The sequence below is a fragment of the Bradyrhizobium sp. genome, assembly GCF_030654605.1.
Lineage (GTDB): Bacteria > Pseudomonadota > Alphaproteobacteria > Rhizobiales > Xanthobacteraceae > Bradyrhizobium.
Genome location: NZ_JAURXB010000205.1, coordinates 1 through 25,877 on the forward strand (window position 1 = coordinate 1; position 25,877 = coordinate 25,877).

The window sequence follows — 25,877 nt, forward strand, 5'->3', positions numbered from 1 at the left end:
GCTCAAGCTCGCCGACGACGGCCGCGAGGAAAATCCCGTCAACCTCGACCCCCGCATGGCCAAGCTCGCCGGCGGCGTGCACCGCCTCGACGGCCAGCTCATGGTCGTGCTCGACGTCGACCGCGTGCTCGAAATCGTGCCTGACATGCTGGCGGCATAAGCCGGCAAACCTAAAGCGGCATTGGAAACGTCCCTTCGGGGATTGGGAAGAAGCAGAGGCTAACATGCGGACATGTCTCGTTGTCGATGACTCCAGCGTCATTCGAAAAGTCGCAAGGCGTATCCTGGAAGGCCTGGACTTCCAGATCATCGAAGCCGAGGACGGCGAGAAGGCGCTCGAGGCCTGCAAGCGCAGCCTGCCCGACGCCATCCTGCTCGACTGGAACATGCCGATCATGGACGGCTACGAGTTCCTCGGCAATCTGCGCCGCATGCCCGGCGGCGACGCGCCCAAGGTGGTGTTCTGCACCACCGAAAACGACGTCGCGCACATCGCGCGCGCGCTTCACGCCGGCGCCAACGAATACATCATGAAGCCGTTCGACAAGGACATCGTGACGGCCAAGTTCCAGGAAGTCGGCCTGATCTGACCTTCGCGTACCGATCCGGCGGCTGAACGGCCCCCGGCGTTAGTGTTTCTTTAGTGCCGCGTTCGGCTGTACCTGGTGATGAATGAGTATTGCGTTGGCAAGTTCCTCGACTTCGAATTCGGCGCACCAGGAGCCGCTGCGGGTGATGGTGGTCGACGATTCCGTCGTGATCAGGGGATTGATCTCGCGCTGGATCGCCGCCGAACCGGACATGGTCGTCGCGGCGTCGCTGCGCACCGGTCTTGACGCCGTCAACCAGATCGAGCGCGTCAATCCCGACGTTGCCGTGCTCGATATCGAAATGCCGGAGCTCGACGGCATTTCCGCGCTGCCGCAGTTGCTGGCGAAGAAACGCAACCTGATCATCATCATGGCTTCGACGCTGACCCGCCGCAACGCGGAGATCAGCTTCAAGGCGCTGTCGCTTGGTGCGGCGGACTACATTCCGAAGCCGGAAAGCACCCGGGAAGCTGCCGCCGCCGACATCTTTCACCACGACCTGATCCAGAAGATCCGCTCGCTCGGCGCCAAGGTGCGCCGCACTGCTCCAGCTTCGCCCGCGACAGGCCATCCCCCGACAAGTCCGACGCTGGCACCGGCGCTGGAGCGATCGCGTGAGCCGGTGCCCCGGCCGCCGCAGGCCGCGGTGGCGCAGCCGCCGCTGACGCGCCGGCCGTTCAGCAGCCAGGCGCCGCGCGCGCTCCTGATCGGTTCATCCACCGGCGGCCCGCAGGCGCTGATGACGCTGGTCGCCGAGATCGGCGCGGTGATCGACCGCTTTCCGGTGCTGATTACCCAGCACATGCCACCCACCTTCACGACAATTCTGGCGGAGCATCTGGCGCGCGCAAGCCACCGGCCGGCCCACGAGGCCGTCGATGGAGAAATCGTCAAGGCCGGCACGATCTATCTCGCTCCTGGCGGTCGACATATGCGGGTCGTGCGCCGCGGCACGGATGTCGCGATCGCCCTCGACGATGGGCCGCCGGTCAATTTCTGCAAGCCCGCCGTCGATCCGTTGTTCTCCTCCGCGATCGATATCTGGCAGGGCGGCATTCTGGCCGTCGTGCTCACCGGCATGGGTTCGGACGGCATGCGCGGCGGCAAGGAGATTGTCGCCGCCGGCGGCAGCGTGATCGCCCAGGACGAAGCGACCAGCGTGGTGTGGGGAATGCCGGGCGCCGCCGCCAATGCGGGGATCTGCTCGGCCATCCTGCCGCTCAATCAGATCGCGCCGAAACTGGTTCGGGTGTTTTCGGGAGATCGCTCGTGACGCCCTCGGATTACGAGTTCCTGCGCAAGATACTGAAAGAGCGATCCGGCCTCGATTTGTCTTCCGACAAGCAATACCTGGTCGAGAGCAGATTGATCCCGCTGGCGCGAAGGGTCGGGCTATCCGGCATCGGCGAACTGGTGCAGAAGCTGAAGGCCGGGACCGAGCCGCTGACATCCGAGGTGGTCGAGGCGATGACCACCAACGAGACGTTCTTTTTCCGTGACAAGATTCCGTTCGATCATCTGAATGAGGCGGTATTGCCGGCGCTGGTGCAGGCTCGCGCCAGCCGCCGCGCCTTGCGGATCTGGTGCGCGGCGTCCTCGACCGGACAGGAACCGTATTCGATCGCGATGTGCGTGAAGGACTTCCCCGCACTGGCGGGATGGCGCGTCGAGATCGTTGCCACCGACCTGTCACAGGACGTGCTGGAGAAGTCCAAGGCGGGGATCTACAGCCAGTTCGAGGTGCAGCGCGGCCTGCCGATTCAGATGCTGGTCAAGCACTTCAAGCAAACCGGCGAGCTGTGGCAACTCGATGCCGATATCCGCGGCATGGTGCAGCACCGGCAGCTCAATCTGCTGCAGGACTTCTCCCATCTCGGAACGTTCGACCTGATCTTCTGCCGCAACGTCCTGATCTATTTCGACCAGGGCACCAAGGTCGGCATCTTCGAACGGCTGTCGAGACTACTCGAATCCGATGGCGTGCTGGCGCTGGGGGCGGCCGAATCCGTGGTCGGACTGTCCGACGCGTTCAAGCCCTATCCGGAACGGCGCGGGCTTTACCTTCCGAACACGGCCCGCGTGCCGCGCGCCGGCGCTGGTTCCGCGATGCCGCTCCGGGCAGTTGCGTCGACGCGCTGAACGGAGCTTCAAAGCGTTTTCCATTTCCAATGCTTCATCCTTCAAGACGAATCGGTTGGCGATGCTCTTCTCCCCTCCCTCCACGCGCCCTTGCGCGTGGCGGGGAGGGGTCGGAGGTGGGGGGTCTATCGGCGTAGCCCGCTGGCAGCGAATTTGCGGAAGCACCTCCCACCCCCGACCCCCTCCCACCGCTTCGCGGGGGGAGGGGAGAAGAGTGCAGCGCTTCTTAAATGATCGCGTGCGGCAGGAAGCGTGAGCCGTTGCCGGTGATCGGATTCTCGTCCTCGCGGATCGACAGTCCGCACGAAGTATGGTCGACCAGCCAGCTGCCGAGCACCGGATACTGATCCGAGAAATTCGGCAGTGACGCGAATGCCTGCCGGACAAAACCCTCGGCGCCATATGGCCCTTGCTGCTGCGCCAGCGTCACGCCGCCACTGATCAGCGCGACATTGGCCCCCTCGCGGGAATACAGCGGCTTGCGCACGAATGAAGCGCCGAGCGAAGCTGCGGCCGGATCGTCCTCGAAATAGGCCGGCAGCAAGTTCGGGTGATGCGGAAACATCTCCCACAGCAGGGGAAGAATGCCCTTGTTGGACAGGATGGCTTTCCACGGCGGCTCGATCCAGCGCGTTGCTGTGCCGGCGAGCCGCGCGCCAAACGCATCGTCAAACATCCATTCCCAGGGATAGAGCTTGAAGGCGAGCGCTATCGCGCGATTGTCGAGATCGACGAAGTTGCCGTCGTCGCGCCATCCGATGTCGGCGATATCGATCAGGGCGGTGGCAAGGCCGGCCTGCGCGGCGGTGTCCTGGAGATAGGCCAACGTGCCGGCATCCTCGGCATTTTCGACCAGGCCGGTGAGGTGCAAAGGGCGTCCCTTGCCAAGCGCCTTCCAGGCTTCGATCAGGCGCTCGTGGATTGAATTGAACTGGTCGGCACGCACGGGCGTGATGCGCCGCTCGATCGCCTGTTCCAGCCAGGTCCATTGAAACACCGCGGTCTCGAAGATCGAGGTTGGCGTATCCGCGTTATATTCCAGTAGCTTTGCGGGTCCTCGTCCGTCGAAGGCGAGGTCGAGCCGGCCATAGAGGCTGCCCTCGTCATTGTGCCAGCTTGTCGAGATCAGCGGCCAGAACGCCTCCGGTATTTTCAGCCGGCGCAGCGTGCGTTCATCGTCGACCGCGCGCCTGACCAGTTCCAGGCACATGGCGTCGATTTCGCCGGTGGGGCCTTCTATCTCACGCTCGATCTCGTCGAGCGTGAAAGCATAATAAGCCCGTTCGTCCCAGTAACGCTCGCCGTCGATGGTGTGAAACGTGAACCCGGCCTGCTCGGCGGTCACCCGCCAGTCGTCACGCTCGGGGCAGGTGATGCGTTGCATGGACGCTAAACCGCGCCGACGGCGGCAGGACCCATCATGGTCAGGATCACACGGCGCGGATGTTTCATGTGGCGGACCTGAGCTGTTCGTGAATTGCCGTCAGTCTCCATCATCTGAAGCCAAAGAGGCAAGCGAAAGCCGGCTCTTTCACAGGATCTTGCTGCGATCGGATCGTTGTCGGGCGAACGCCTTCGCCTCGATGCCCGTCAACCCGGCAATGGCCGATTGCCTCGGCCTCAGATCGTTTCCGGGCGGCAATGCGGCGCCGCCAGATTTCGCCGGCGCCGACGATTCGTGAACCGCTTGAGCGCTTTGCGGATGTGGTGCGGACTTGTTGTGCCGCTGCCGGCCGTCATCGAACATCAAAGCGTCGCGCTTTTGACGCAATTTGTATCGTTGCGCTGGTTGATCCTGATCAATTCAATTCTCCCGCACCAGGATCAAAATTAAATTCAGTTGCCTTCCGGAGGATTTATCGATGCGCGTGAATGCGATCTTCTCCTCGGCAGTGCGGCAACGCAATCACTCGATCAAACGCCAGATTGCGTCTGCGGCAATCGCAGCTGTCTTCGCGGTGCTGTGTTGTGGCGATTATCGTGGTGCGGCTCTTGCGCAGGCATCGCCGCCGGCCGGCATCGTCGCCAACGGCAATGCGGTGGTGACGGGCTTCTCCGGCGCGCAACCGCCGGTCACGATCGCGCCGGGTGTCGACCCCGCCGACAGGACTTTCATCGATCTGCAAGGGCCGGCCATGCGCGTCCTGGATCTGCAGGCGCCGGGCGCGCCGCCGCAGGGGCAATTGCTGACGGCGCCGAAGCCTTTCACCGCGACCGCCGGTCAGGTCGGCCAGGTGTTCGGCGTTGCCCTCGATAGCGCGCCCCAGCCGAACGTGTTTGTCGCCGCGACCTCGGTCTATGGGTTGCCGATCGTCGTCCCCGCTGGCGGCGGCCAACCCGTTCGCGTCAAACAAGGCGCGCCGAACGCTGCCTTCATGGCAGGACTATTCGGACCGTCACAGCTCGGCGGTGGTCCCGGTTCGATCTGGCGGATTGACGGCACAACCGGCGCGGTCAGCCTGTTCGCCAATGTCGCGCTCGACGGCGCTTCCAATCCCGGTCCCGCGCTCGGCGGTCTCGCTTTTGATTCCGCTTCAAACATGTTGTTCGTCGCCGACCGCGCGACCGGAATGATCCACGCTTTCGATTCCGCCGGAAAGGAACGCGGCCGTTACGATCACGGTGTCCAGGGACGCGGTGCGGCGGGCCTGCAGCCTGTTCCCTATGATCCCGCCGGCCGTCTCGACATCTCGAGCCCGAAATTCCGCACCGGCGATCCCGGCACCTGGGGTCATGCCGCCGCGCCGCGATTGATCTTCGGTCTCGGCGTTCGCAACGGGCGTCTCTATTATGCCGTCGCCAGGGATCTGCAGATCTGGTCGGTGGCGATCGCGCCGCAGTTCGGCGCCGATCCGCGCCTCGAACTCAGCGTCGCACCCGGGCCGGGGCCGAGCGAAATTTCCAGGATCACCTTCGACGATCAGGGCCGCATGTTGCTCGCCGAGCGCGCGGCTCCCAGCGGCGCTGCAGACTTCATGGCGCTGACCGTGGAGGCGACCGGCCGCGTGCTGCGCTATCTGCCGGTGCCATCAGGCACAGCCGGGCCGCAATGGCAGGCGCAATCGGATGAATATGCGATCGGTTTCGCGCGGCAGATGCGCAACGGCAACGGCGGCGTTGCCGTCGGGTTTGGCTACGATGAATTGGGTCGAATCGACCGCGCCGCCTGCGGCCAGTTCCTGTGGTCAACCGGCGAACAATTGCGCAACGCGATCGATCCGGCGCTCGCCGCGCTGCTCGCCCCCGGCGGACCGGCGGAGGTGAACGGCCTGCAGGGAAATGAAATTACCGCGGTCGTGCCGGCCAACACGCCGCCGCTGCAAAGCTACTTTGCCGATTACGACGATCAGTTCGGGGATCCCGCAGCGCGCGGTCGCATCGGCGACATCGCCATTCTGCGCGTCTGCGGTCAGGCCGGCTTCAACCTGCCGGGTTGGTACCGGCCGCGCGTCGAACTGATGCCCGGCTTCTATTGGTATCGTCTGCACGGCAAGAAGCCGCCGATGCTCGATTGCCCGCCAGGTTCCGGCAATCAGTGCGCCTGTCCGCCCGGTACGACGCAGCAGCCCGGATTCCAGTGCTGCCCGATGGGATTCTTTCCCGGCCCGAATGGGCAGTGCCAGTCGCCCTGCCCGGACGGCTCTACTGATCCCGGCCATGTGGAGGCCTGCTGGTCAGGCTTTGAACCGAACTCATTCGATCCTAACGACCTGACGAAGTTGACCTGCCTGGATGGCACCAAGCCGGTACACGACGCCAACGGCTATCATTGCCCGCCCTTCAAGATGCCGGTCTGTCCGGCCGGATACGAGTCTGATCTATCCAGCCCGCACGGCTGCAAGCCGACGGCTGCAGGGAAAGCTTGTGCGCAGCCCGGTCCGAATATGATCCAGCCCGGGCTCGACGGAAGTTGCCTGCAACTGTGCCCATCCGGATCGGCGGCTTTCTACGCCAACCAGTGCTGCCCTGATGGCACGCTGCCGGGACCCGACGGCAAATGCGGCAAGCCGCAGCTGCCGAGCTGTCCGCCCGAACAGTTGTCGTCGAAAGGAACTTGCTGCGAACCTGGGACCAAGCCGCAGCCCGACGGCAGTTGCTTCCCGATGAAGAAGCCATGTCCGCCGGAGCAGTTGTCATCGAACGGCACCTGCTGCCCGGCCGGCACGACGCCGCAGCCCGACGGCAGTTGCAAGCACGACGGGAAACTAACCCCCTGTCCGCCGCCGGGTCAGTTGTCCGTGACGGGCCAGTGCTGCCCGGCCGGCAGCACGCCGCAACCGGATGGCAGCTGCGGTCAAGAGCTCACGGGTTGTCCCCCCGGGATGGCCACCAACCCCGTGACCGGCGAATGCTGTCCGCCGCACATCCCGACGCTTGGTTCGGCCGCGCCGGTCTGCAGCTGTCCGCCGGGGCAATTCCTGGTCGACGGCAAATGCGTCACCAACGCCGCGCCGATCAAAGGACCTGACGCCTGCTTCACCGGCTACGTGAAACTGCCGAGCGGCTCGTGCTGTCTCGCGGCCCAGGCGACCGCCGGCGGGCAATGCTGTCCGTCCGGACAGAAACCCGACGCCGACAAGCGCAAATGCGTGCCGGCGGGCGGCGCGACATTCGTGCCGGGCACCACCATTGTCCCGGCACCGGTCATCCTTCCGCGCGGCAAACGAGGTGGCCGGGAGGTTGTCCCGCCGCCGCCGCCGCGGATCGTGGTTCGTCCGCCGCCGCCGAAGCGGTTCGGCCCGCCGAAGCGCTTTACGCCGAAGCCCGTTGTTCGGCCTCGTCCAGTCCCGCCGCCCATCCGGCGGCAGCTGGATCGATGATGTCAGTTCTGTCAGGAGGGTTCACGATGCGAAAAGAAATGACACTGGCGACTATCGCCAGGCGATCGGCTTTTGCGATGGCAGGTCTTGTTCTCGCTGCGACAGTGGATGTCGCCAGCGCGAGCACCTCGATAGAATCGGCCGGCAACTCGGCCCGGTTCGCGACGCAACCAGTCAGGCTGGCCGAAACGGTGGTGACGACCAAGTCGAAGAATGTGAAAAAGACGAAGGTGCAGGGATCGGGAAAGACCTCGCTCAATCCGCAGCCCGAGCCGCCAATGGGCCCCGCCAAGGTCGACAAGGGCGGAACCTGGTTGAACCCGCAGCCGGAGCCGCCGAGGCCGGTGACGGGCAGTAAGAAATTGAACTAAATTCGCGCGTCGCGCGCTCAGTTGTACGGCCCAGGTTGCTTGTTGGGCTTCACCGTCGGCACGTTCTTCTTGTGAATTTCCGCCTTGCCGCCCCACGTCGGACTGCCGGGCGGATGCACACAGCGGCAGGGCATCGGGACCGCTTGCGGGCGGCCCTTCGGCGGCGGCAGGCATTCCCGGACCATCGGGAACGGGCAGGGTGCGGCTATTGCCGGGACGGCAGATGGCAACAGCGTGAATACTGACAGCGTCAAAGCGAGTGTCGCGCGTCGCATGCCCGTTCTCCTCAAGCCAACCCCGACGCCAAACATACATCGCTGGCATGATTTGAATTTGATGTGCCTCAATCGGCGTCGGCACGCCGCACCGACCGGTGCAGTCGGATCGTCTCACGGCATCGTGCGGCGCGAAATATCGTTCGCGATCAGCTGCCGCCGGAGAAATGCGAAGTGAACGCGTGCGCGACGCCGCCGAAGCCGCCGCGCGTGACATGGCCGGTAGCTGAATCCGATGACGACGAGCCCGAGGATGCATGGCTCGACGAGGAGTCTCCACTGAAGAAACTGCTGCGCGACGACGACCCGCCCGAGGAGCCGCGACTGCTGCTGGACGAAGATCCGCGCGACCGGCATTCGCTGCTGGCCTGCAGACCCGACGGCGCTGCCATTTCCTGCCGGTTCGGGTCGCAGTTCTCGCTTGGCATCAGCGCATAGGCGCCGCCGCCGACCGCCAGCGTGCCCATCAGCAGCAGCGCCACCTGGCCGCGCTTGACCGGCTGCGCCGGCCGGATCGCCGCCGGCTTGCGCGTCCCGAATTCGCTGGTTGGTTTCTCGGCCATCTCAGTAAATCATCGACGCGGCGTTGAGCGCGCCGGCGGCGAGCGAGGCCAGCCCGAGCCAGATCGCGGGCGCGAGTTCGCCGCCGGCGATCCGCCCCGACAGGTTCGGCACCGGAATCCTGACGATGAAATAGACCGAGATCTGAACGATCAGCGCGATCGCGCTCCAGATCAGGCAATCCACCACATTGGCGGAGTGCGCGATGGCGCTGACCACCGGCAGCACGAAGCCGAGCAGGCTGAGCCCCAGCGCGATCGCAGCCGACGGCACGTTGTCGCGGATCAGCTGAAATTCATCGTGATGGGTGACGCGGGTATAGACGAAGAGGAAGGTAACCACGGCGACCAGGCCCGTGCAGAAATACACCAGAAACGCCGGCAAACCGGCGAGCGATTGCAGAATCATCCAGGGCGCCCTTGTTCGTCCGATCGCAGGGTTACACGGTTGTTTGGTCGCCGCACGCGGGGCCGCCGTTCAATCCCCAAGCAAAATCCCCGGATTTGGACGGATCCGGACCGGCAGCGCTGAGCCCCCGTTTCGCGGCCCGGAGAACGGGCAGCTGGCCCGCCCAAAACACCCTTCCTTGGCCGCCTCCCATGCCCTAAGAGCAGCGCAACAATTTCCCTTTCCCCCAGGCAAAAATGATCCGTCTCGACAACATTTCCAAGCAGAATGGCCACCAGATCCTGTTCATTGAGGCCTCCGCGGCGCTCCAGAGGGGCGAGAAGGTCGGCCTGGTCGGTCCCAACGGGTCCGGCAAGACCACGCTGTTCCGGATGATCACCGGCCAGGAGCAGCCCGACGAGGGCCAGGTCGCGGTCGATCGCGGCGTCACCATCGGTTATTTCAGCCAGGACGTCGGCGAAATGTCCGGCCGCAGCGCCGTGGCCGAGGTGATGGACGGCGCCGGCCCCGTCAGCAGCGTCGCGGCCGAGCTGAAGGAGCTCGAGACCGCGATGGGCGATCCCGACCGCGCCGACGATATGGAAGAGATCATCGAGCGCTACGGCGAGGTGCAGGGCCGCTTCGAGGAACTGGACGGCTATGCGCTGGAGGGCCGGGCGCGCGAAGTGCTCGCAGGCTTAAGCTTCAGCCAGGAAATGATGGACGGCGACGTCGGCGCGCTGTCGGGCGGCTGGAAGATGCGGGTGGCGCTGGCGCGTATTCTTCTGATGCGTCCCGACGCCATGCTGCTGGACGAGCCGAGCAACCATCTGGACCTCGAGAGCCTGATCTGGCTGGAGAATTTCTTGCGAGGTTACGAAGGCCTCTTGCTGATGACCTCGCATGACCGCGAATTCATGAACCGCATCGTCAACAAGATCGTCGAGATCGACGGTGGGTCGTTGACCAGCTATTCGGGCGACTATGAATTCTACGAACAGCAGCGCGCGCTAGCTGAGAAGCAGCAGCAGGCCCAGTTCGAGCGCCAGCAGGCGATGCTCGCCAAGGAAATCAATTTCATCGAGCGCTTCAAGGCGCGCGCCTCGCACGCGGCGCAGGTGCAGAGCCGGGTCAAGAAGCTGGAGAAGATCGAGCGGGTGGAGCCGCCGCGGCGCCGCCAGACGGTACAGTTCGATTTCCTGCCGGCGCCGCGTTCGGGCGAAGACGTGGTCAGCCTGAAGAAGGTCCAGAAGGGCTATGGCAGCCGCAACATCTACGACGGGCTGGATTTCCAGGTGCGCCGCCGGGAGCGCTGGTGCGTGATGGGGATCAACGGCGCCGGCAAGTCGACGCTGCTCAAGCTGGTGGCGGGTTCCACGGAGCCCGATGACGGCACGGTCGCGGTCGGCGGCAGCGTCAAGATGGGCTACTTCGCCCAGCACGCCATGGACCTGCTGGACGGTGAGCGCACGGTGTTCGAGTGGCTGGAAGATTCGTTTCCGCAGGCAGGCCAGGGCTCCTTGCGCGCGCTGGCCGGCTGCTTCGGCTTCTCCGGCGACGACGTCGAGAAGAAATGCCGGGTGTTGTCGGGCGGCGAGAAGGCGCGGCTGGTGATGGCGCAGATGCTGTTCGACCCGCCGAACTTCCTGGTGCTGGACGAGCCCACCAACCATCTGGACATGGCGACCAAGGAGATGCTGATCAACGCGTTGTCCGAATTCGAGGGCACCATGCTGTTCGTTTCACATGACCGTCACTTCCTGGCCGCCTTGTCGAACCGGGTGCTGGAACTGACGCCGGAGGGCATTCACCAGTACGGCGGCGGCTACACCGAGTATGTGGCGCGCACCGGCCAGGAAGCTCCCGGCTTGCGGAGCTGATGATGCGGTTGGTCGGTGCTGGCGGCGCCCGGCCGCTATGTACGGTGCGCGACGCGGATGTTGCATCGTCGCCTGTGCTCCATTCTGGAGCATTGCTTTGCAGGCATGCTCCCATTCTCCACACGACAGCAGCCTTGGCATTGTCATGACGTCTGGATATGGTTTCCGCGGGGCGCGGGGGTTCTAAATCCATTGGATACGGGTCAGCCGACCGCGTACCGTGGTATCTTCCAGCTTGGGAGCCGGGGAGATGGAAAGACGCCTGTCTGCAATCGTCTGCGCTGATGTCGCGGGTTACTCGCGGATGATGGGCGCTGATGAGGCAGGTACTCACGCCGCGTTCAAGGCGCACCGAAGCGCGGTCTATCCGGTGATTCTCAATCACGGCGGCCGGCTGGTGAAGAACACCGGCGATGGTTTCCTGCTGGAATTTCCGAGCGTCGTCGGAGCGATCGAGTCGGCAATCGGGATGCAGGCGCTGATGGCGGAACGGAACGAGCAGCTGCCGGCCGATCGGGTCATGCAGTTCCGTCTCGGCGTCCACATGGGCGATGTGATGGCCGACGAGGACGAGGTGTTCGGGGACGGTGTGAACATCGCCGTCCGCCTCGAGGCGATCGCCGCCCCCGGCGGCGTCGCCGTCTCCGCCAAGGCCTACCATGAGGCCAGCAAGCACCTCAGCACTACGCTGGTCGACGCCGGCATACACCGCTTCAAGAACATCGCCGAGCCGGTTCATGTCTGGAGCTGGGAACCCGCCAGATCCGACAGCTCCGGTCCGGAGGCCAGGAGCGCATCAAACCTGCCGGCCCAGGGCCGGACCGCGATCGTGGGCGTGCTGCCGTTTGCCAACCTGAGCGACAGCGCCGACGAGTATTTTTCCGACGGACTGACCGAAGACCTGATCCACGCGCTGTCGCTGCAATCCTTCTTTCGGGTGCTGAGCCGGAACTCGACCTTCGCGTTCAAGGGCAAGAACGTGAGTACACGTCTGATCGCACGCGAAATCGACGCCACCTATCTGATCCAGGGATCGGTGCGACGTGCCGGAACCAAGATTCGCGTCACCGCCGAGCTGATAGCTCCCGAGAACGGCGAGCAATTATGGGCAGGCCGGTACGATAGGGACATCGGCGACCTGTTCGCGATGCAGGATGAAATCACCACCCATTTGTGCGCGGCATTGGCGACCGAGATCTATCGCGCCGAAGCTTCCGCGCCGGCGCGGTCGTCGACGGATCTGACGGCGTGGGACCGGTTCCTGCGCGGGCTTTCGCACTATTACAAGCCGACCAAGGCGGACTACGAAGCCTCGATCGATTTGTTCCGGGAGGCCATCGCGCTGGATCCGGCCCTGTCGATCGCGCGCGCCTATCTCGCCACCATCCTGACGCAGGGTGTGCACTTCGGATGGATCAGGAGTACCAGCGAATTGTGGCGGGAGGCGCTGGATCTCGCGGAAAGCAGTGTCCGGCTTGATCCCCGTTCGTCATTCGCATTTTCAATCCTGTCCTATTTGAATGCGATGGAAGGCAATCACGACGCGGCGATGGATGCCGCACGAAAGGCGGTTGGATTAAACGCCTACGACATGGGCGCGCGTGGCGTGCTTGGAATTTGTCATATGATGATCGGCGAACACCGCCAGGCCATCGAACTGTTCTCAGCGGCGGTGCAGCAGGGCAACAGCGACCCCCGATACCAATGGCCGGTGTTCAATGCGTTCAGCCACTACTTGCTCCGGCAGTATGATGCGTCGCTGTCCTGGGCGCGCGAAGCCCTGTACCTGAATCCCAATCACCTCCAGGTGCTCTGCGTGCGCGCGGCGGCGCTTGCCCAACTGGGCCGGACCGAAGAAGCGGCCAAGGCGGTCGAAGTCCTGCTGACCAGCTTTCCCGGCCTGAATGTCGAGCGGCATTTGAGGAATTTCCGCTGGAAGATTCTGGCCGACACCGCCCATTATCGCGACGGGCTTCTGAAGGCCGGCGTTCCCTTGCGCAACCTGACTCTCGTCGGGTCCGGCTCAAAGATCACGACGAATTCGTAAGGCCGGTTTTGGCGCTGCAGGCCCGGACCCGCGTTCGGCGCGGCGCGCATGGGTTCGATTGCCGCGATCTGGCTGGGACGTTCCGAAAAGCCGCCCGATGCCCGCTGCCGGCAGCCGCTTGCCCAGGTCTGCAGTTGTCTCCAGTTGACAGAGGTTCGAATTCCGCCAAAACTCCCCTGCAGCCTAAGGTAGCGCTCCGCCGATAAATTCGCCTTTTCAAAATGCGGCGAGTCAGTTTGATATTTTAACGGTCGGTACTTTTCAGATTTCGGTTATTCCAGGATTGAGCCCCATGGCGGACGACAGCATTGATAAAGTTGCGAGCGGCGCGCCGGCGCCCGGTCCCGCGGTTTCGCCCAATAACCCGTGTCCCTTTCTGCGCGCGGTGGTGTCGGAGGGGTTCGTAGGTGGCGACGTCGTGCCGATTCCCAGGATCTGCAAGACCGTCGAGGCCGCCAGCGGCAAGACCGGCCTGCAGAAAAAACTGGTCGGCCTGAAGACCTACCCGGTCGCCCTGATCGCCAACGGCCTCAATCCCGTGCGCCTGCTGAAAAGCTGGTGGTCCGGCGCACAGCTCGACGCGCTGCGCAACGGCCCGCTGGACAAGCATGGCGTCGGCTCGCGCATCCTGGACGCCACCGCCGAAGTGCATGAGAGCGAAATCGCGCGCCTCGGCGATTTCGGCAGCGACTGGCCGGATCCGTGCGGCGGAACCGAGCGCGGGCTGACAGGCAGCCAGATCAAGACCTACATGGACGCGAATTTCGAGCGCGCCAGGGGTAACAGGCGCTGGTACGACCGGCTGCTGATGAACGGCGAATGGCCGGTCCTGCTGGATATCATGGGCAAGGGCGAGGGCGACAAGCGCTACCTCAGCGTGGCCGAGGTCAGGACGCTGTTCGTCGACCGGCGTCTGCCCGACCGCATCAACGCGCGGCTGGCGGCGCAGCGCAAGCCTTCAAGAGCGGCAGTCGTGTTCGGCAAGCTTGCCAGGGCCGTTTTCGGCATCGCCCTGTTGCTGGGCGCGGCGATCGTGGCGATCGCCGAATTTCCCAATCAGGTCGGCAAGCTGATTCCGCCGCTGGCGCAACTGCTGCCACCATCGCTGCCGAAACTCGCGCCGGTGAAATCCGCGCACTGGCTCGACCAGAACTGGTCGACCGAGGACCGCCACTGGTTTCACCATGCGAGCCAGGGCACTGCGACATTTCCGGTGCCCTACGCCTGGTTCATGGCGCTGGAACAGTCGGGCCTTCATTTGTTCACCCGCCCCGGAATGCTGGCGGATCCGCGCTATCTCGAGCGGTTCGGGTTCATTCCGAGTCCGAAGACGGTTCGAGCCGACGCCGAGACCCTTCGCCGCTTCGGTTATGTGAACACCGGTGCCAGGACCATGCCGGCGCCGGAGACCGTGGCCGGCCTGCGGCCGACGCCGGCCGACAATTTCGACGGCCTGCCGGTCGGGTTCTCGCGCATGACCCCCGTCGTCAATCCCGGCACAGGTCAGCCCTCCCCCGACAGGATCGGGCTGACCTGCGCGGCCTGTCACACCGGCAGCATCCGCTACAAGGACGTCAGCCTGCGCTTCGACGGCGGCGCGGCCATGCTGGAGCTGCGCAAGCTCGAAAGTGCGACCGGCCTGTCCGTCTTGTACACCTTGTACGTGCCGGGCCGGTTCGACCGCTTCGCCGACCGCGTGCTCGGTCGCGAGTCCAGGAAGGAAGAGCGCAACAACCTCAAGCAGGGTCTCAAGCGCGTCGGCGATTTCCTGAAGGGCCAGATCGACATTGCCCAGAAGAGCGAGAAGGCGACGGGTCTGAAAGACACCGCCGAGGGATACGGCCGGCTCGACGCTTTGAACCGGATCGGCAATCAGGTTTTCTATACCGATCTCGTGGCCAACGGCCTTTCCGGGTTCGAAAAAAACTGGCACGCCAACGATGCCCCCGTCAGCTACCCGCCGGTCTGGACCGTGCCATGGTTCTGGTGGGCGCAGTATGACGCTTCGATCGAACAGCCCCTGATCCGCAACGCCGGCGAGGCGCTGGGCGTTTTCGCGCTGGTCAATCTGTCGCCGGACTATCCGCCGGAAAAGCTCTTCAGCTCGTCCGTTGCCCTGGAAAACCTCGTGCGCATCGAAGCGATGTTGCGCGGCCCGGATCCATTCGGCCGAAATCCGAAGGATTTCAGCGGGCTGACATCGCCGAAATGGCCGTCGCATTTGTTTCCCAACGATGACGCATGGAAGATCAAGACTGAACGCGTCACCAAGGGCCGGGCGCTTTATGCCGAGATATGCGCCGAGTGTCATCTCGGACCGGTGAAGGATCCGGAGTTCGACGCCCAGTTCCCGGACAAGAGTTTCTGGTCCGACAAGCGCTGGACACAGGATCCGAAAGGCGGCTGGGTTTTGAATGAAGTCCAGAAGCAGGTCGCGCATATGGGAACGGACCCCGCGCAGGCCAACGTGCTGCAGACCCGACAGGTTCAAATTCCGGGGTTCCTCGACCTGCAGCCGGCGCGCGATCTCGGCGAGCGCTGGAAGTGCAAGAACCTGGCGACCTACTCCTCGACCAACATGCCGTTCTCGATCGCGTTGATGATCGTGGTCGACAAGGTCGCCCAGAAATGGATCAAGGACAACAACCTCAAGGAGCCCGCGATCAGCGAGCTCTGGGGCGACCGCAGTAACTGTCCCAATCCCGATGCGACGCCGGAGAAGCCGATCTATCGCGCGCGACCGCTGAACGGCGTCTGGGCGACGGCGCCCTACATTCACAACGGCTCGGTGCCTTCGCTGTACTGGATGCTGAAGCCCGCGGCCGAGCGCCCGAAGCAGTTCTGCCTCGGCGCGCGGGACTTCGATCCGAAGGATGTCGGCTTCCGGGTCGCCACCGGCGGCGACAGTTCCTGCAAGACCGGCGAGACGATGTTCCAGGAGGCAGACAGCGACGGCCGCGCCATCAACGGCAACAGCGTGATGGGGCATTCGCTGGAGGCTGACAAGGGACAGGACATGAAGACCTACAAGAACGGCGTGATCGGTCGCACGTTGAGCGATGACGAGCGCTACGACCTGATCGAGTATCTGAAGACGTTGTAGGGGCTGCGCGACGGTCGCCACCGCGTGCTGGGCCTCATCCTGAGGAGCGCGTCCTTGCGCGCGTCTCGAAGGATGGGCCGCGAGCACCTTCGTTGTTGCTATCCTTCGAGACGCTTGCTTCGCAAGCTCCTTCAGGATGAGGACTGGACGGATTGCCGCCCCCCACAAACAAAAACCCCGCCATTCGCGGCGGGGTCCAGTCTGGGAGGAGAAAGCCCGGCGGGCTCTCGGTAGAACTCTCTGATCAGGCGGGGATGCGCTCTTCGACCTCGTGCGGCTCGCGCAGCACGTAGCCGCGGCCCCAGACGGTCTCGATGAAGTTGCGGCCTTCGGAGGCGTTGGCGAGCTTCTTGCGCAGCTTGCAGATGAAGACGTCGATGATCTTCAGTTCCGGCTCGTCCATGCCGCCGTAGAGATGGTTGAGGAACATTTCCTTGGTGAGGGTGGTGCCCTTGCGGAGCGAGAGCAGCTCCAGCATCTGGTATTCCTTGCCGGTCAGATGCACGCGCTGGCCGCCGACTTCCACCGTCTTGGTGTCGAGATTGACCACGAGATCGCCGGTCTGGATCACCGACTGGGCGTGGCCCTTGGAACGGCGCACTATCGCATGAATGCGGGCGACCAGTTCGTCCTTGTGGAAGGGCTTGGTCATGTAGTCGTCGGCGCCGACGCCGAGACCCTTGACCTTGTCCTCGATGCCGGCGAGGCCGGAGAGGATCAGAATGGGGGTTTTGATCTTCGACACCCGAAGCTGCTTGAGCACGTCGTAACCGGACATGTCGGGCAGGTTGAGGTCGAGAAGGATGATGTCGTAGTCGTATAGTTTGCCGAGATCGACGCCTTCTTCCCCGAGGTCCGTCGTATAGACGTTGAAGCTCTCGGATTTGAGCATCAGCTCGATCGACTGCGCAACGGCGCTATCATCTTCAATTAGCAAAACGCGCATGCCAGTCCCCTATAGTCGCCGCTCCGGGCGTCAGGTCGGCCGCACTTGCGGCACTCAAAACGCCTTTGAACAACTGATTCGGATCCTGACGACATATGGTTAACAAAATCTGATTCCGGTCCGCAAGCTCTATCCGTGCAATTTTTGTCGAATCGCCCTAAGATATTGTGGCCAAGTAGATTTTCGTAACCACTCCCGTTCAAGTTCCACATTAAGAGACGGGCCTAACCGACTCCTGCGACTCACCCTTCTTCTGATGGGCAAGCGCTCTCAGTCACCAAAGACAGTGACGCAATGATTAACGATGCGGGTAAACACGAAGTTAAGGGCGCGGCCAAAATGCGTGGAAACTTAAGGTTTTCGCAATGAAGGCGCTCGCCGAACAGATCGGCGACATCGACGGCGTCAATATATATGGCCGGGTGGTCGGCGTTCGCGGCCTGATGGTCGAGATCGCCGGTCCCATCCATGCCATGTCGGTCGGCGCCCGCATCGTGATCGAGACCGGCGGCAATCGCCTGATCCCCGCCGAGGTGATCGGTTTTTCCGGCAACAATGCCGTGGTGATGCCGTTCGCCGGCCTCGAAGGCGTGCGGCGCGGCTGCCGCGCCGTCATTGCCAATGCCGCCAGCCAGGTGCGGCCGTCGGTGGCCTGGCTCGGCCGCGTCATCAATGCGATGGGTGAGCCGATCGACGGCAAGGGGCCGCTGCCGCAGGGCCCCTCGCCGATGCCCTACCGCAACTCGCCGCCGCCGGCCCATTCGCGCAAGCGCGTCGGCACGCCGCTCGATCTCGGGGTGCGTTCGCTCAATACCTTCCTGACCTGCTGCCGCGGCCAGCGGATGGGCATCTTCGCCGGCTCCGGCGTCGGCAAGTCGGTGCTGCTGTCGATGCTGGCGCGCAATGTCGATGCCGATATCACGGTGATCGGCCTGGTCGGCGAACGCGGCCGCGAGGTGCAGGAGTTTCTGCAGGATGACCTCGGCGACGCCGGCCTGGCGCGATCGGTGGTGGTGGTGGCGACATCTGACGAGCCCGCCTTGATGCGGCGGCAGGCGGCTTACCTGACGCTGGCGATCTGCGAATATTTTCGCGATGAAGACAAGGATGTGCTGTGCCTGATGGATTCGGTGACGCGGTTTGCCATGGCGCAGCGCGAGATCGGCCTGTCGGCCGGCGAGCCGCCGACCGCCAAGGGCTATACGCCGACGGTGTTCACCGAACTGCCGAAGCTTTTGGAGCGCGCCGGGCCGGGGACCGGCATCGGCACCATCACCGGCATCTTCACGGTGCTGGTGGACGGCGACGACCATAATGAGCCGATCGCCGATGCGGTCCGCGGCATCCTGGATGGCCATATCGTGATGCAGCGCTCGATCGCCGAGCGCGGCCGTTTTCCGGCGATCAACATCCTCAAGTCGGTGTCCCGCACCATGCCGAAATCGGCCGATCCGGCCTTTCTGCCGGTTATCCGGCAGGCCCGGCAGGTCATGGCGACCTATGCCGACATGGAGGAACTGATCCGGCTCGGGGCCTATCGCCAGGGCTCCAGTCCCGAGGTCGATGAGGCGATCAAGCTTCACCCGGCGCTGGAGAGCTTCCTGCGGCAGGCCAAGGACGAAGTCACCAGCCTTAACGACGGGTACCAGCAACTCGGTCAAATCCTCAAGGATTTGGAAACGGAAAGCTAACTTTGTCGGGCCATGATCCGCGCCACACGAGTAAAGCTGCCGGTGGGGCCCTTTATGACTTCATTTGGGGATGCCGGTTCCGTCCCGCGTTCAGATTGGGACTTCTGGGGAGTACGAGTCGATGAAGTCACGTGAAACGCTGATCCGCCTGAAGAAATTTCAGGTCGACGAAAAGCGCCGAAGGGTTGCCCAGATCGAGGGCATGATCGCCGATTTCCAGCGTATGTCGGTCGACCTCGAGCGCGAAATCCATTCCGAGCAGGAGCGCGCCGGCATCAACGATCCCACGCACTTCGCCTATCCGACCTATGCCAAGGCCGCGATCCAGCGCCGGGAAAACCTGACCCGCTCCGCCGACGAACTGCGGATCCAGCTCGAAGACGCCAAGGGCCTGTTGGGCGAGGCATTCGATGAACTGAAAAAAGTCGAGCTGTTGGACGAACGCGACCAGGCCCGCGAGCGGGCCGAAGAGAGCGCCCGGGAACAGGCCGATCTCGACAGCATCGGCCTGATGCGCGCCCGCATCGGGGCCATTGCCTGACACCCTTTCGACTGCATTTGCCCGATCGTCTTTGCCAACCCACCATCCGAACCCGGGCCGCAAGGTCCGGGTTTGTTTTTGGCTGTCCACAGGTCCGTTATCGGCGACTTGGTGGCCACCTCTGGCGCAGGGTATGATACGACTTGTCGGGACCGCCGCTCCGGTGGCTTTAAGGAGCGATAGGGCTTCGCGATTTTGGGGACGCTGAATGCTGACGCCAGCTGAGCTGGTCTGGCTGATTGCCGCAGTTGCGAAGGGGGATGAGGCCGCTTTCGAGCGGCTTTACGCCGCCACGCGCGCGAAACTCTTCGGCGTGGTGCTCCGTATCTTGCGGCGACAGGATCTCGCCGAGGAGGTTCTCCAGGAGGCTTACGTCAAGATCTGGAACAACGCCGGGCAGTTCAACCCCGGGCTGTCGTCGCCGATCACGTGGATGGCGTCGATCGCCCGAAACCGGGCCATCGATGTCGTGCGCAAGCGGACGGAAGTGTCGATCGAAGAGGAGCCGTCGGCCATGGAAGTGGCGGCCGACAGCCCGGATCCGCTGGCGCGCCGCGAAATGACGGAAGAGTTGAAGCGGCTTCTGGAGTGCGTCGGGCGCCTCGAGCCGGACCGGCAAAAGCTGGTGCTGCTGGCCTATTACAATGGCTGGAGCCGCGAGCAGCTGGCAGCGAAATTCGAGACACCGGTGAACACGGTGAAGACATGGCTGCGCCGCAGCATGATGGATATCCGGGAGTGTCTTGGACTCTGAATGATGGCCTACAGCGAAGACCATATCGCGCTCGCCGCGGAATATGCACTCGGCACCCTCGATGCCGACGAGCGCGCGCAGGTCGAGACCATGATGTCCGTGGACAAGGAGTTCACGGCGATGGTCGAGGCGTGGCAGCAGAAGCTGGGCGTCCTCAACCAGATGGTCGGATCGGTCGAGCCGAGACCTGAGGTCTGGGACAGGATCAGGACCGCGATCGGACATTCCGAGCAGCAAGGGCCGCTGCTGCTTCCCGACGCGCCGCCGCCACCGGCCAACGACGTCATTGCGCAGCCCGCCCCGGTCGACGCCTCCAACGTGATCCAGTTATCCGCCCGCGCCCGTCGCTGGCGCAATGTGGCGACGGCGACGACCGCCATTGCCGCAGCCCTGGTCGCGATGGTCGCGACGCAAGTCTATGCGCCGGACCGGCTTCCCGACGGCCTTCGCCCGAAGGTGCGAACCCAGGTGGTCGAGGTGAAGACCGCCGTCGTCCCGCCGCCGTCAGGCCAGTTCGTCGCCCTTCTGCAGAAGGACAGCGCGTCGCCCGCCTTCATCCTCACGGTTGACGCCACCAGCAAGAATTTCACCGTGCGCCGGGTGGGTGCCACGCCCGAACCCGGCAAGAGTTTTGAACTGTGGCTGGTGTCCGACAAGCTGCCAGGCGCGCGTTCGCTGGGCGTGATCGGCAGCAATGATTTCACCACCCGGCCGGCGCTGGCCGCCTATGATACCGACACGGTGAACAAGGCGACCTATGCAGTGACGCTCGAGCCGGAAGGCGGCTCGCCCACCGGCGTCGCCACCGGACCGATCGTGTTTACCGGCAAGCTGATCGAAGCCGTGCCGCCGGCGGCAGCGGCCAAGTAGCAGGCAGGATTCGTAGCTCGTAGTTCGGATGGGGCGAAAGGGTCGGGCGCATGACGCCGCCCGAAGAGCGCAATCGGGGAAACCGCCAGCCGCCGATACAGTGTCCCGGATTGCGCCGGCGGACCGCGCATGCGTGCGGCCCGGTGGCTCGTTCCGGGCTACGGCTTCAAGACCATATCGTCGGTTCGTCACTCAATTGCCCAAAAAAGAAAACGCCCGTGGGGAGCGGGCGTTTTCGGTAGTCGACTTGGGGGTCGTTGGGGTCGTCTGATTATCCACGAGGCGACTTTGGGGGGCTGCTAAAGAGCCGCGTGAATTCCTTGAATTTCGTCAGCGTACCGTCGAGGTCTCCGCGCTGGTGATCGCCACCGGCTTGCCGGCTTTGAGCACGCGCGCCGTCTGGGTAAATCCCTCGTCCGAAGTGGTGCGAGCCGAGATGCCGAAGCCCGCCACCGCGATACCAGCAATCAGCGCCACGACCACGACCTTCAAGTGGGTCGAGCGATCAGCGCTGTAGATCGAATGGTTCATTGGAGGCCTCCTGCCGCCTTCCCGTCTTGCGAATTGGTGTGGTGCATCCGCCGACAGGTTCAACATCTCATGGCAGGAAACGTAGGAATTCGGCTTTCGGTTCCTAAGGGGCGATCACAAGGCAGTGAAAGGAGTTGAAGTCCCGCGATTGGAACTTGGCCCGGAGTAGAGGAAATTCAACAATAATGAAGCAATATCAATATTTTATTTCGATTCCACTCGCTGGTGCGAGCGGCCGCGTCCTTCCGGCAAATGCCGACAAAGAATTTGCCTGTGGCGAAAATGCCCCGGTCCGACCGCCGCCGGTCACACGCTTCCGACCGTCTTCAGCCGCGCGCGCGGATGAATCTCCGCCTGCGACAGCACGGTGGTTTGCGCGCGGAAGCGTTCCACCAGCGAACGCACGAACGGCCTGATCGCCGCCGAGGTCACCAGCACCGGCGCCTCGCCTTCGCGGGCGGCCTGCTCGAAGCGGTCGCGCACCACCGTCATGAATTCCGACAGCTTTGACGGCTGCATCGCCAGCTGGCGCTCGTCGCCGGCGCCGACCAGCGACTCGGCGAACGCCTGCTCCCATTTGGCCGACAGCGCGATCAGCGGCAAATAGCCGTTGTGGGAGGTGTTCTGCGCGCAGATCTGCCGCGCCAGCCGGGCGCGAACATGCTCGACCATGGTTGCCGGGTTGCGCGAGAACGCCAGCGCGTCGGCGATGCCCTCGAGAATGGTCGAGAGATCGCGGATCGAGATCCGCTCGGCCAGCAACAGCTGCAGCACGCGCTGGATGCCGGACACGGTGACCAGCGCCGGCGTGATGTCCTTGACCAGCTCGCCCTGTTCCTTCGGCAGGTCCTTCAGGAGTTTCTGCACCTCGCCATAGGACAACAGGTCCGACATGTTGGTCTTGAGCAGTTCGGTCAGGTGGGTCGACAGCACGGTCGCGGCGTCGACCACGGTATAGCCCTTCAGCGAGGCCTCTTCCTTCAGGCTGGCGTCGACCCAGGTCGCCGGCAGGCCGAAGGTCGGCTCGATGGTGTGGATGCCGGGGATACCGACCTGGTTGCCGGCGGGGTCCATGACCATGAAACTGTTCGGCCAGATCTTGCCGGTACCGGCGTCCACTTCCTTGATCTTGATGATGTAGGTGTTGGCCTCCAGCTGCACATTGTCGAGAATGCGCACCGCCGGCATCACAAACCCCATTTCCACCGCGAGCGAGCGGCGCAGCGCCTTGATCTGTTCGGTCAGCCGGTCGGTGCCGTCGGGGCCGTTGACCAGCGGCAGCAGCGCATAGCCGAGCTCGATCTTGAGGTCGTCGATCTTCAGCGAATTGGCGATAGGCTCTTCCGCGCCGGCGGCCGCGGCGGCCGCGGCGGCATCCGGGGCGGCCGCCGCGATGGCTTCGGCTTCGGTGTTGGCCTGATTGCGCTTGCGGGACGTTACCGCAAGGTAGGCCGCGCCGCCGCCGAGCGCGAGGAAGGGAAGCATCGGCACGCCCGGCAGCATCCCCAGCACCAGCATGACGCCGGCCGACATGCCGAGCGCCTGCGGATAGCCCGACAGCTGCTTCATCAGCGCCTTGTCCGCGGCGCCGCTGACGCCCGCCTTCGAGACCAGCAGGCCCGCCGCGGTCGACACGATCAGCGCCGGCACCTGCGTGACCAGGCCGTCGCCGACCGTCAGCAGCGTGTAGGTGCGCGCGGCATCCGCAAAACCCATGCCCTGTTGCGCGACCCCGATGATGATGCCGCCGATCACGTTGATGAACACCACCAGCAGGCCTGCGACTGCGTCGCCGCGCACGAATTTCGAGGCGCCGTCCATGGCGCCGAAGAAGCCGCTTTCGTCCTCCAGATCCTTGCGGCGCTTCTTGGCGGTCGCCTCGTCGATCAGGCCGGCGCCCAGATCGGCGTCGATCGCCATCTGCTTGCCCGGCATGGCGTCGAGGTGGAAGCGGGCGGCGACTTCCGCGATACGGCCCGAACCCTTGGTGATGACGACGAAATTCACGATCACCAGAATCGCGAACACGATAATTCCGATCACGAAATTGCCGCCCATCACGAAATTGCCGAAGGCTTCGATGACGTGGCCGGCGGCCGCGGTGCCCTCATGGCCCTTGGACAGGATCAGCCGGGTCGAGGCCAGGTTCAGCGACAGCCGCAGCATGGTCGAGATCAAGAGGATGGTCGGGAACGAGGAGAATTCCAGCGGCGCCTGGATGAACAGCGCCGTCATCAGGATCAGGATCGACAGCGTGATCGAGATCGCCAGAAACAGGTCGAGCACGACCGACGGCAGCGGCATGATCAGCACGACGAGAATGATCAGGACGCCGAACGCCAGCGCGAGATCGCCGCGGACCAGGACTTTGCCGATGTCGCCTAAACTGGGAAATCCGCCGCCCGCTGTACCCGTGCCGTGACCCGCCGTGACATCGACCATCGTAGCTGCTTCCCCCCGCGAATGCCGGTCCCGGGCGCCAAACGTCTGCGCGGCGGCCGAAGGGCCGCCGTTTCGAAAGTGAGGCACCGCACTGGCGTCCACGGGGGTTCTCCCGTTTTACGCGGCTGACGACACTCGACTCCACTAGGCAATTTTTGCCGTGTTTATGGTTAGGAAAGGGTTAACGAGGCGCTCCCTCCGTCGTCATTCCGGGTTCGCCGCTATCGCGACGCCCCGGAATGACGACTTGGGTTCTGTTGCACCGCATCTGCATGCCCAATATCGCGCCATGTGGCTTGACCCGGCACCCCGGGGCGACGAAGTTGCGGCCGTGCACGCCCCCTCCCAACCAGCCAAAGATTCGCCGCCGTTCACCCCTGACTCGCGCCAGGCCTGGCTGCGGCTCGCGCTGGCGGTCCTGATCGGCTCCGTCGGCGCGGTCGGGATGTGGTCGGTCGTGGTGGTGATGCCGCTGGTCCAGCAGGAATTTGCGGCCAGCCGCGGCGCGATTTCGCTCGCTGCCACCATGATCTTCCTCGGCTTCGGTCTCGGCGGCGTCCTGATGGGCAAGATCACCGACCGGCTCGGCATCGTTCCGGCGATGGCGCTGAGCATCGTCTTCCTGACCGGCTCCTATGTGCTGGCGGGCCTGGCGACCGCGCTTTGGCAGTTCATCGCCATCTCGCTCCTGATGGGCCTCGGTGCGTCGGCCACCTTCGGGCCGCTGATGGCGGAAGCCTCGCACTGGTTCGAGCGCTATCGCGGGCTGGCGGTCACCATCGTCGCATCAGGCAATTATGTCGGCGGCACGTTCTGGCCGCCGATCATCAACTGGAGCACGCAGGCCTATGGCTGGCGCGCCACCCATTTCGGCATCGCCATTGTCTGCGGCGTGCTGATGACGGTCCTGCTGCTGGTGCTGCGTCAGGTCATGGGCGGCAGCGCGGCGCAGGATCACAGCAAGGCGCTGCCGCCGCGGATCAATCTCAAACTGTCGGCCAATACGCTGACGGCGCTGCTGTGTATCGCCAGCATTTCCTGCTGCGTGGCGATGGCGATGCCGCAGGTCCACATCGTCGCTTATTGCGGCGATCTCGGCTACGGTGTGGCGCGCGGCGCCGAGATGCTGTCGCTGATGATGGCATGCGGCATCATCAGCCGGATCGGTTCGGGCTATCTCGCCGACAAGATCGGCGGCATCCCGACGCTGCTGATCGGGTCGGTGGCGCAGGGCTTTGCCCTGCTGTTCTATCTGTTCTTCGACGGCCTGACCTCGCTCTACCTCATCTCCGCGATGTTCGGCCTGTTCCAGGGCGGCATCGTGCCGAGCTATGCCATCATCGTACGTGAATCGATGCCGGCGAGCGAGGCCGCCACCCGGGTCGGCATCGTGATCATGGCCTCGGTGTTCGGCATGTCCGGCGGCGGCTGGATTTCCGGCGTGATCTTCGACGCCACCGGCTCCTACGCCGCCGCGTTCCTCAACGGCGTTGCCTGGAATGCAGTCAACATCCTCATCGTGGTGGTGCTGCTGCTGCGGGCGAGGGCGCGCTCGCAGCTGGCAATGGCGTAGCGGCAACTACCCCTTTTCGACTTCGCCGCCGGCATCGAGCCAGCCCTTGAAGCCGCCGAGGTTGCGGACGTTTTCGTAGCCCATTTCCTTCAGCGTCTTGAGCACCAGCGCCGAGCGTCCGCCCGAGGCGCAATAGGCCACCACGGTCTTGGCCCGGTCGAATGCCGCATCGTGCAGCGCCGAGCCCGGATCGGCGCGAAATTCCACCAGTCCGCGCGGAATCGCGAGGGCGCCCGGGACCTTCCCCGAGGTCGCGACCTCGGCCGGTTCGCGGACGTCGAGAAACAGCACGTCGGGCCGGCCGACCAGTCCCTTGGCTTCATCGGCGCTGATGCGCGGTACCGCCGCTTCGGCTT

At 64.1% G+C, this 25,877-nt stretch carries 21 protein-coding genes and 1 pseudogene; 14 read left to right on the forward strand and 8 right to left on the reverse strand.

All coding sequences use genetic code 11. The features are described from left to right. The 4 genes and pseudogenes from Q7U29_RS18830 to Q7U29_RS18845 all read left to right on the forward strand — a co-directional run. Positions 1-160 (forward strand): annotated as a pseudogene (locus Q7U29_RS18830) (chemotaxis protein CheW); the annotation flags it as partial. A gap of 64 nt (positions 161-224) precedes the next feature. Then, positions 225-590, forward strand: coding sequence for a PleD family two-component system response regulator (locus Q7U29_RS18835; protein WP_304743873.1), 366 nt, complete (start codon positions 225-227; stop codon positions 588-590). Between the two features lie 82 nt (positions 591-672). Continuing rightward, entirely contained in the window at positions 673-1,863 is a 1,191-nt protein-coding gene (locus tag Q7U29_RS18840; protein WP_304743874.1) for a chemotaxis response regulator protein-glutamate methylesterase, read from the forward strand. Beyond that, a complete protein-coding gene (locus Q7U29_RS18845; RefSeq protein WP_304743875.1) occupies positions 1,860-2,729 on the forward strand; it encodes a protein-glutamate O-methyltransferase CheR in 870 nt (289 codons plus the stop codon). The genes Q7U29_RS18840 and Q7U29_RS18845 overlap by 4 nt, the downstream gene beginning before the upstream one ends. A 226-nt stretch (positions 2,730-2,955) precedes the next feature. On the opposite strand, the gene Q7U29_RS18850 is transcribed toward Q7U29_RS18845, so the two are convergent. Beyond that, a complete protein-coding gene (locus Q7U29_RS18850) occupies positions 2,956-4,113 on the reverse strand; it encodes a glutathionylspermidine synthase family protein (protein ID WP_304743876.1) in 1,158 nt (385 codons plus the stop codon). Between the two features lie 478 nt (positions 4,114-4,591). On the opposite strand from Q7U29_RS18850, the gene Q7U29_RS18855 reads away from it, so the two are divergent. After that, positions 4,592-7,549 (forward strand): hypothetical protein, encoded by a 2,958-nt coding sequence (locus Q7U29_RS18855; protein WP_304743877.1) that lies wholly within the window; start codon positions 4,592-4,594, stop codon positions 7,547-7,549. 26 nt (positions 7,550-7,575) lie between these two features. After that, positions 7,576-7,920, forward strand: a complete 345-nt coding sequence (locus tag Q7U29_RS18860) for a hypothetical protein (RefSeq protein ID WP_304743878.1) — start codon at positions 7,576-7,578, stop codon at positions 7,918-7,920. A gap of 17 nt (positions 7,921-7,937) precedes the next feature. On the opposite strand, the gene Q7U29_RS18865 is transcribed toward Q7U29_RS18860, so the two are convergent. The 3 genes from Q7U29_RS18865 to Q7U29_RS18875 form a co-directional block, all read right to left on the reverse strand. After that, on the reverse strand, positions 7,938-8,195 hold the full coding sequence (locus Q7U29_RS18865) for a hypothetical protein (RefSeq protein WP_304743879.1): 258 nt from the start codon (positions 8,193-8,195) through the stop codon (positions 7,938-7,940). 149 nt (positions 8,196-8,344) lie between these two features. Then, complete coding sequence (locus Q7U29_RS18870; protein ID WP_304743880.1) at positions 8,345-8,758, reverse strand: hypothetical protein; 414 nt, start codon at positions 8,756-8,758, stop codon at positions 8,345-8,347. 1 nt (position 8,759) lies between these two features. Then, positions 8,760-9,164, reverse strand: coding sequence for a DUF350 domain-containing protein (locus Q7U29_RS18875; RefSeq protein ID WP_304743881.1), 405 nt, complete (start codon positions 9,162-9,164; stop codon positions 8,760-8,762). A 236-nt stretch (positions 9,165-9,400) separates the two neighbouring features. On the opposite strand from Q7U29_RS18875, the gene Q7U29_RS18880 reads away from it, so the two are divergent. The 3 genes from Q7U29_RS18880 (at position 9,401) to Q7U29_RS18890 (ending at position 16,173) form a co-directional block, all read left to right on the forward strand. Then, positions 9,401-11,023, forward strand: a complete 1,623-nt coding sequence (locus tag Q7U29_RS18880; RefSeq protein WP_304743882.1) for an ABC-F family ATP-binding cassette domain-containing protein — start codon at positions 9,401-9,403, stop codon at positions 11,021-11,023. Positions 11,024-11,273: 250 nt separating this feature from the next. Further along, positions 11,274-13,070 carry an adenylate/guanylate cyclase domain-containing protein gene (locus Q7U29_RS18885; RefSeq protein ID WP_304743883.1) on the forward strand — a complete coding sequence of 599 codons (1,797 nt, stop codon included), beginning with the start codon at positions 11,274-11,276 and terminating at the stop codon, positions 13,068-13,070. A 292-nt stretch (positions 13,071-13,362) separates the two neighbouring features. Beyond that, the gene (locus tag Q7U29_RS18890) at positions 13,363-16,173 is read left to right on the forward strand and encodes a di-heme-cytochrome C peroxidase (protein ID WP_304743884.1); all 2,811 of its coding nucleotides are present in this window, start codon (positions 13,363-13,365) and stop codon (positions 16,171-16,173) included. 244 nt (positions 16,174-16,417) lie between these two features. On the opposite strand, the gene ctrA is transcribed toward Q7U29_RS18890, so the two are convergent. Next, on the reverse strand, positions 16,418-17,119 hold the full coding sequence (gene ctrA, locus Q7U29_RS18895; protein ID WP_007600544.1) for a response regulator transcription factor CtrA: 702 nt from the start codon (positions 17,117-17,119) through the stop codon (positions 16,418-16,420). A gap of 365 nt (positions 17,120-17,484) precedes the next feature. Here ctrA and fliI point away from each other — a divergent pair, with 365 nt between their 5' ends. From fliI to Q7U29_RS18915, 4 genes are all read left to right on the forward strand, one after another. Beyond that, positions 17,485-18,810: a flagellar protein export ATPase FliI gene (gene fliI / locus Q7U29_RS18900; RefSeq protein WP_304743885.1), complete on the forward strand. Its 1,326-nt coding sequence runs from the start codon at positions 17,485-17,487 to the stop codon at positions 18,808-18,810. Positions 18,811-18,931: 121 nt separating this feature from the next. Then, positions 18,932-19,351: a flagellar export protein FliJ gene (gene fliJ / locus Q7U29_RS18905; protein ID WP_304743886.1), complete on the forward strand. Its 420-nt coding sequence runs from the start codon at positions 18,932-18,934 to the stop codon at positions 19,349-19,351. A gap of 208 nt (positions 19,352-19,559) precedes the next feature. Beyond that, entirely contained in the window at positions 19,560-20,105 is a 546-nt protein-coding gene (locus tag Q7U29_RS18910; RefSeq protein WP_304743887.1) for a sigma-70 family RNA polymerase sigma factor, read from the forward strand. Between the two features lie 3 nt (positions 20,106-20,108). Then, positions 20,109-20,975 (forward strand): anti-sigma factor domain-containing protein, encoded by an 867-nt coding sequence (locus Q7U29_RS18915; protein WP_304743891.1) that lies wholly within the window; start codon positions 20,109-20,111, stop codon positions 20,973-20,975. Between the two features lie 330 nt (positions 20,976-21,305). On the opposite strand, the gene Q7U29_RS18920 is transcribed toward Q7U29_RS18915, so the two are convergent. Together Q7U29_RS18920 and flhA are read right to left on the reverse strand one after the other, a co-directional pair. Beyond that, the gene (locus Q7U29_RS18920) at positions 21,306-21,506 is read right to left on the reverse strand and encodes a hypothetical protein (RefSeq protein ID WP_304743888.1); all 201 of its coding nucleotides are present in this window, start codon (positions 21,504-21,506) and stop codon (positions 21,306-21,308) included. 306 nt (positions 21,507-21,812) lie between these two features. Continuing rightward, positions 21,813-24,050 carry a flagellar biosynthesis protein FlhA gene (flhA, locus tag Q7U29_RS18925; protein ID WP_304743889.1) on the reverse strand — a complete coding sequence of 746 codons (2,238 nt, stop codon included), beginning with the start codon at positions 24,048-24,050 and terminating at the stop codon, positions 21,813-21,815. A 187-nt stretch (positions 24,051-24,237) separates the two neighbouring features. On the opposite strand from flhA, the gene Q7U29_RS18930 reads away from it, so the two are divergent. Further along, a complete protein-coding gene (locus Q7U29_RS18930; RefSeq protein ID WP_304743892.1) occupies positions 24,238-25,521 on the forward strand; it encodes an MFS transporter in 1,284 nt (427 codons plus the stop codon). Positions 25,522-25,527: 6 nt separating this feature from the next. Here Q7U29_RS18930 and Q7U29_RS18935 read toward each other — a convergent pair. Further along, positions 25,528-25,877 (reverse strand): rhodanese-like domain-containing protein (locus Q7U29_RS18935; RefSeq protein WP_304743890.1); only part of this gene is annotated, 350 nt, incomplete at its 5' end.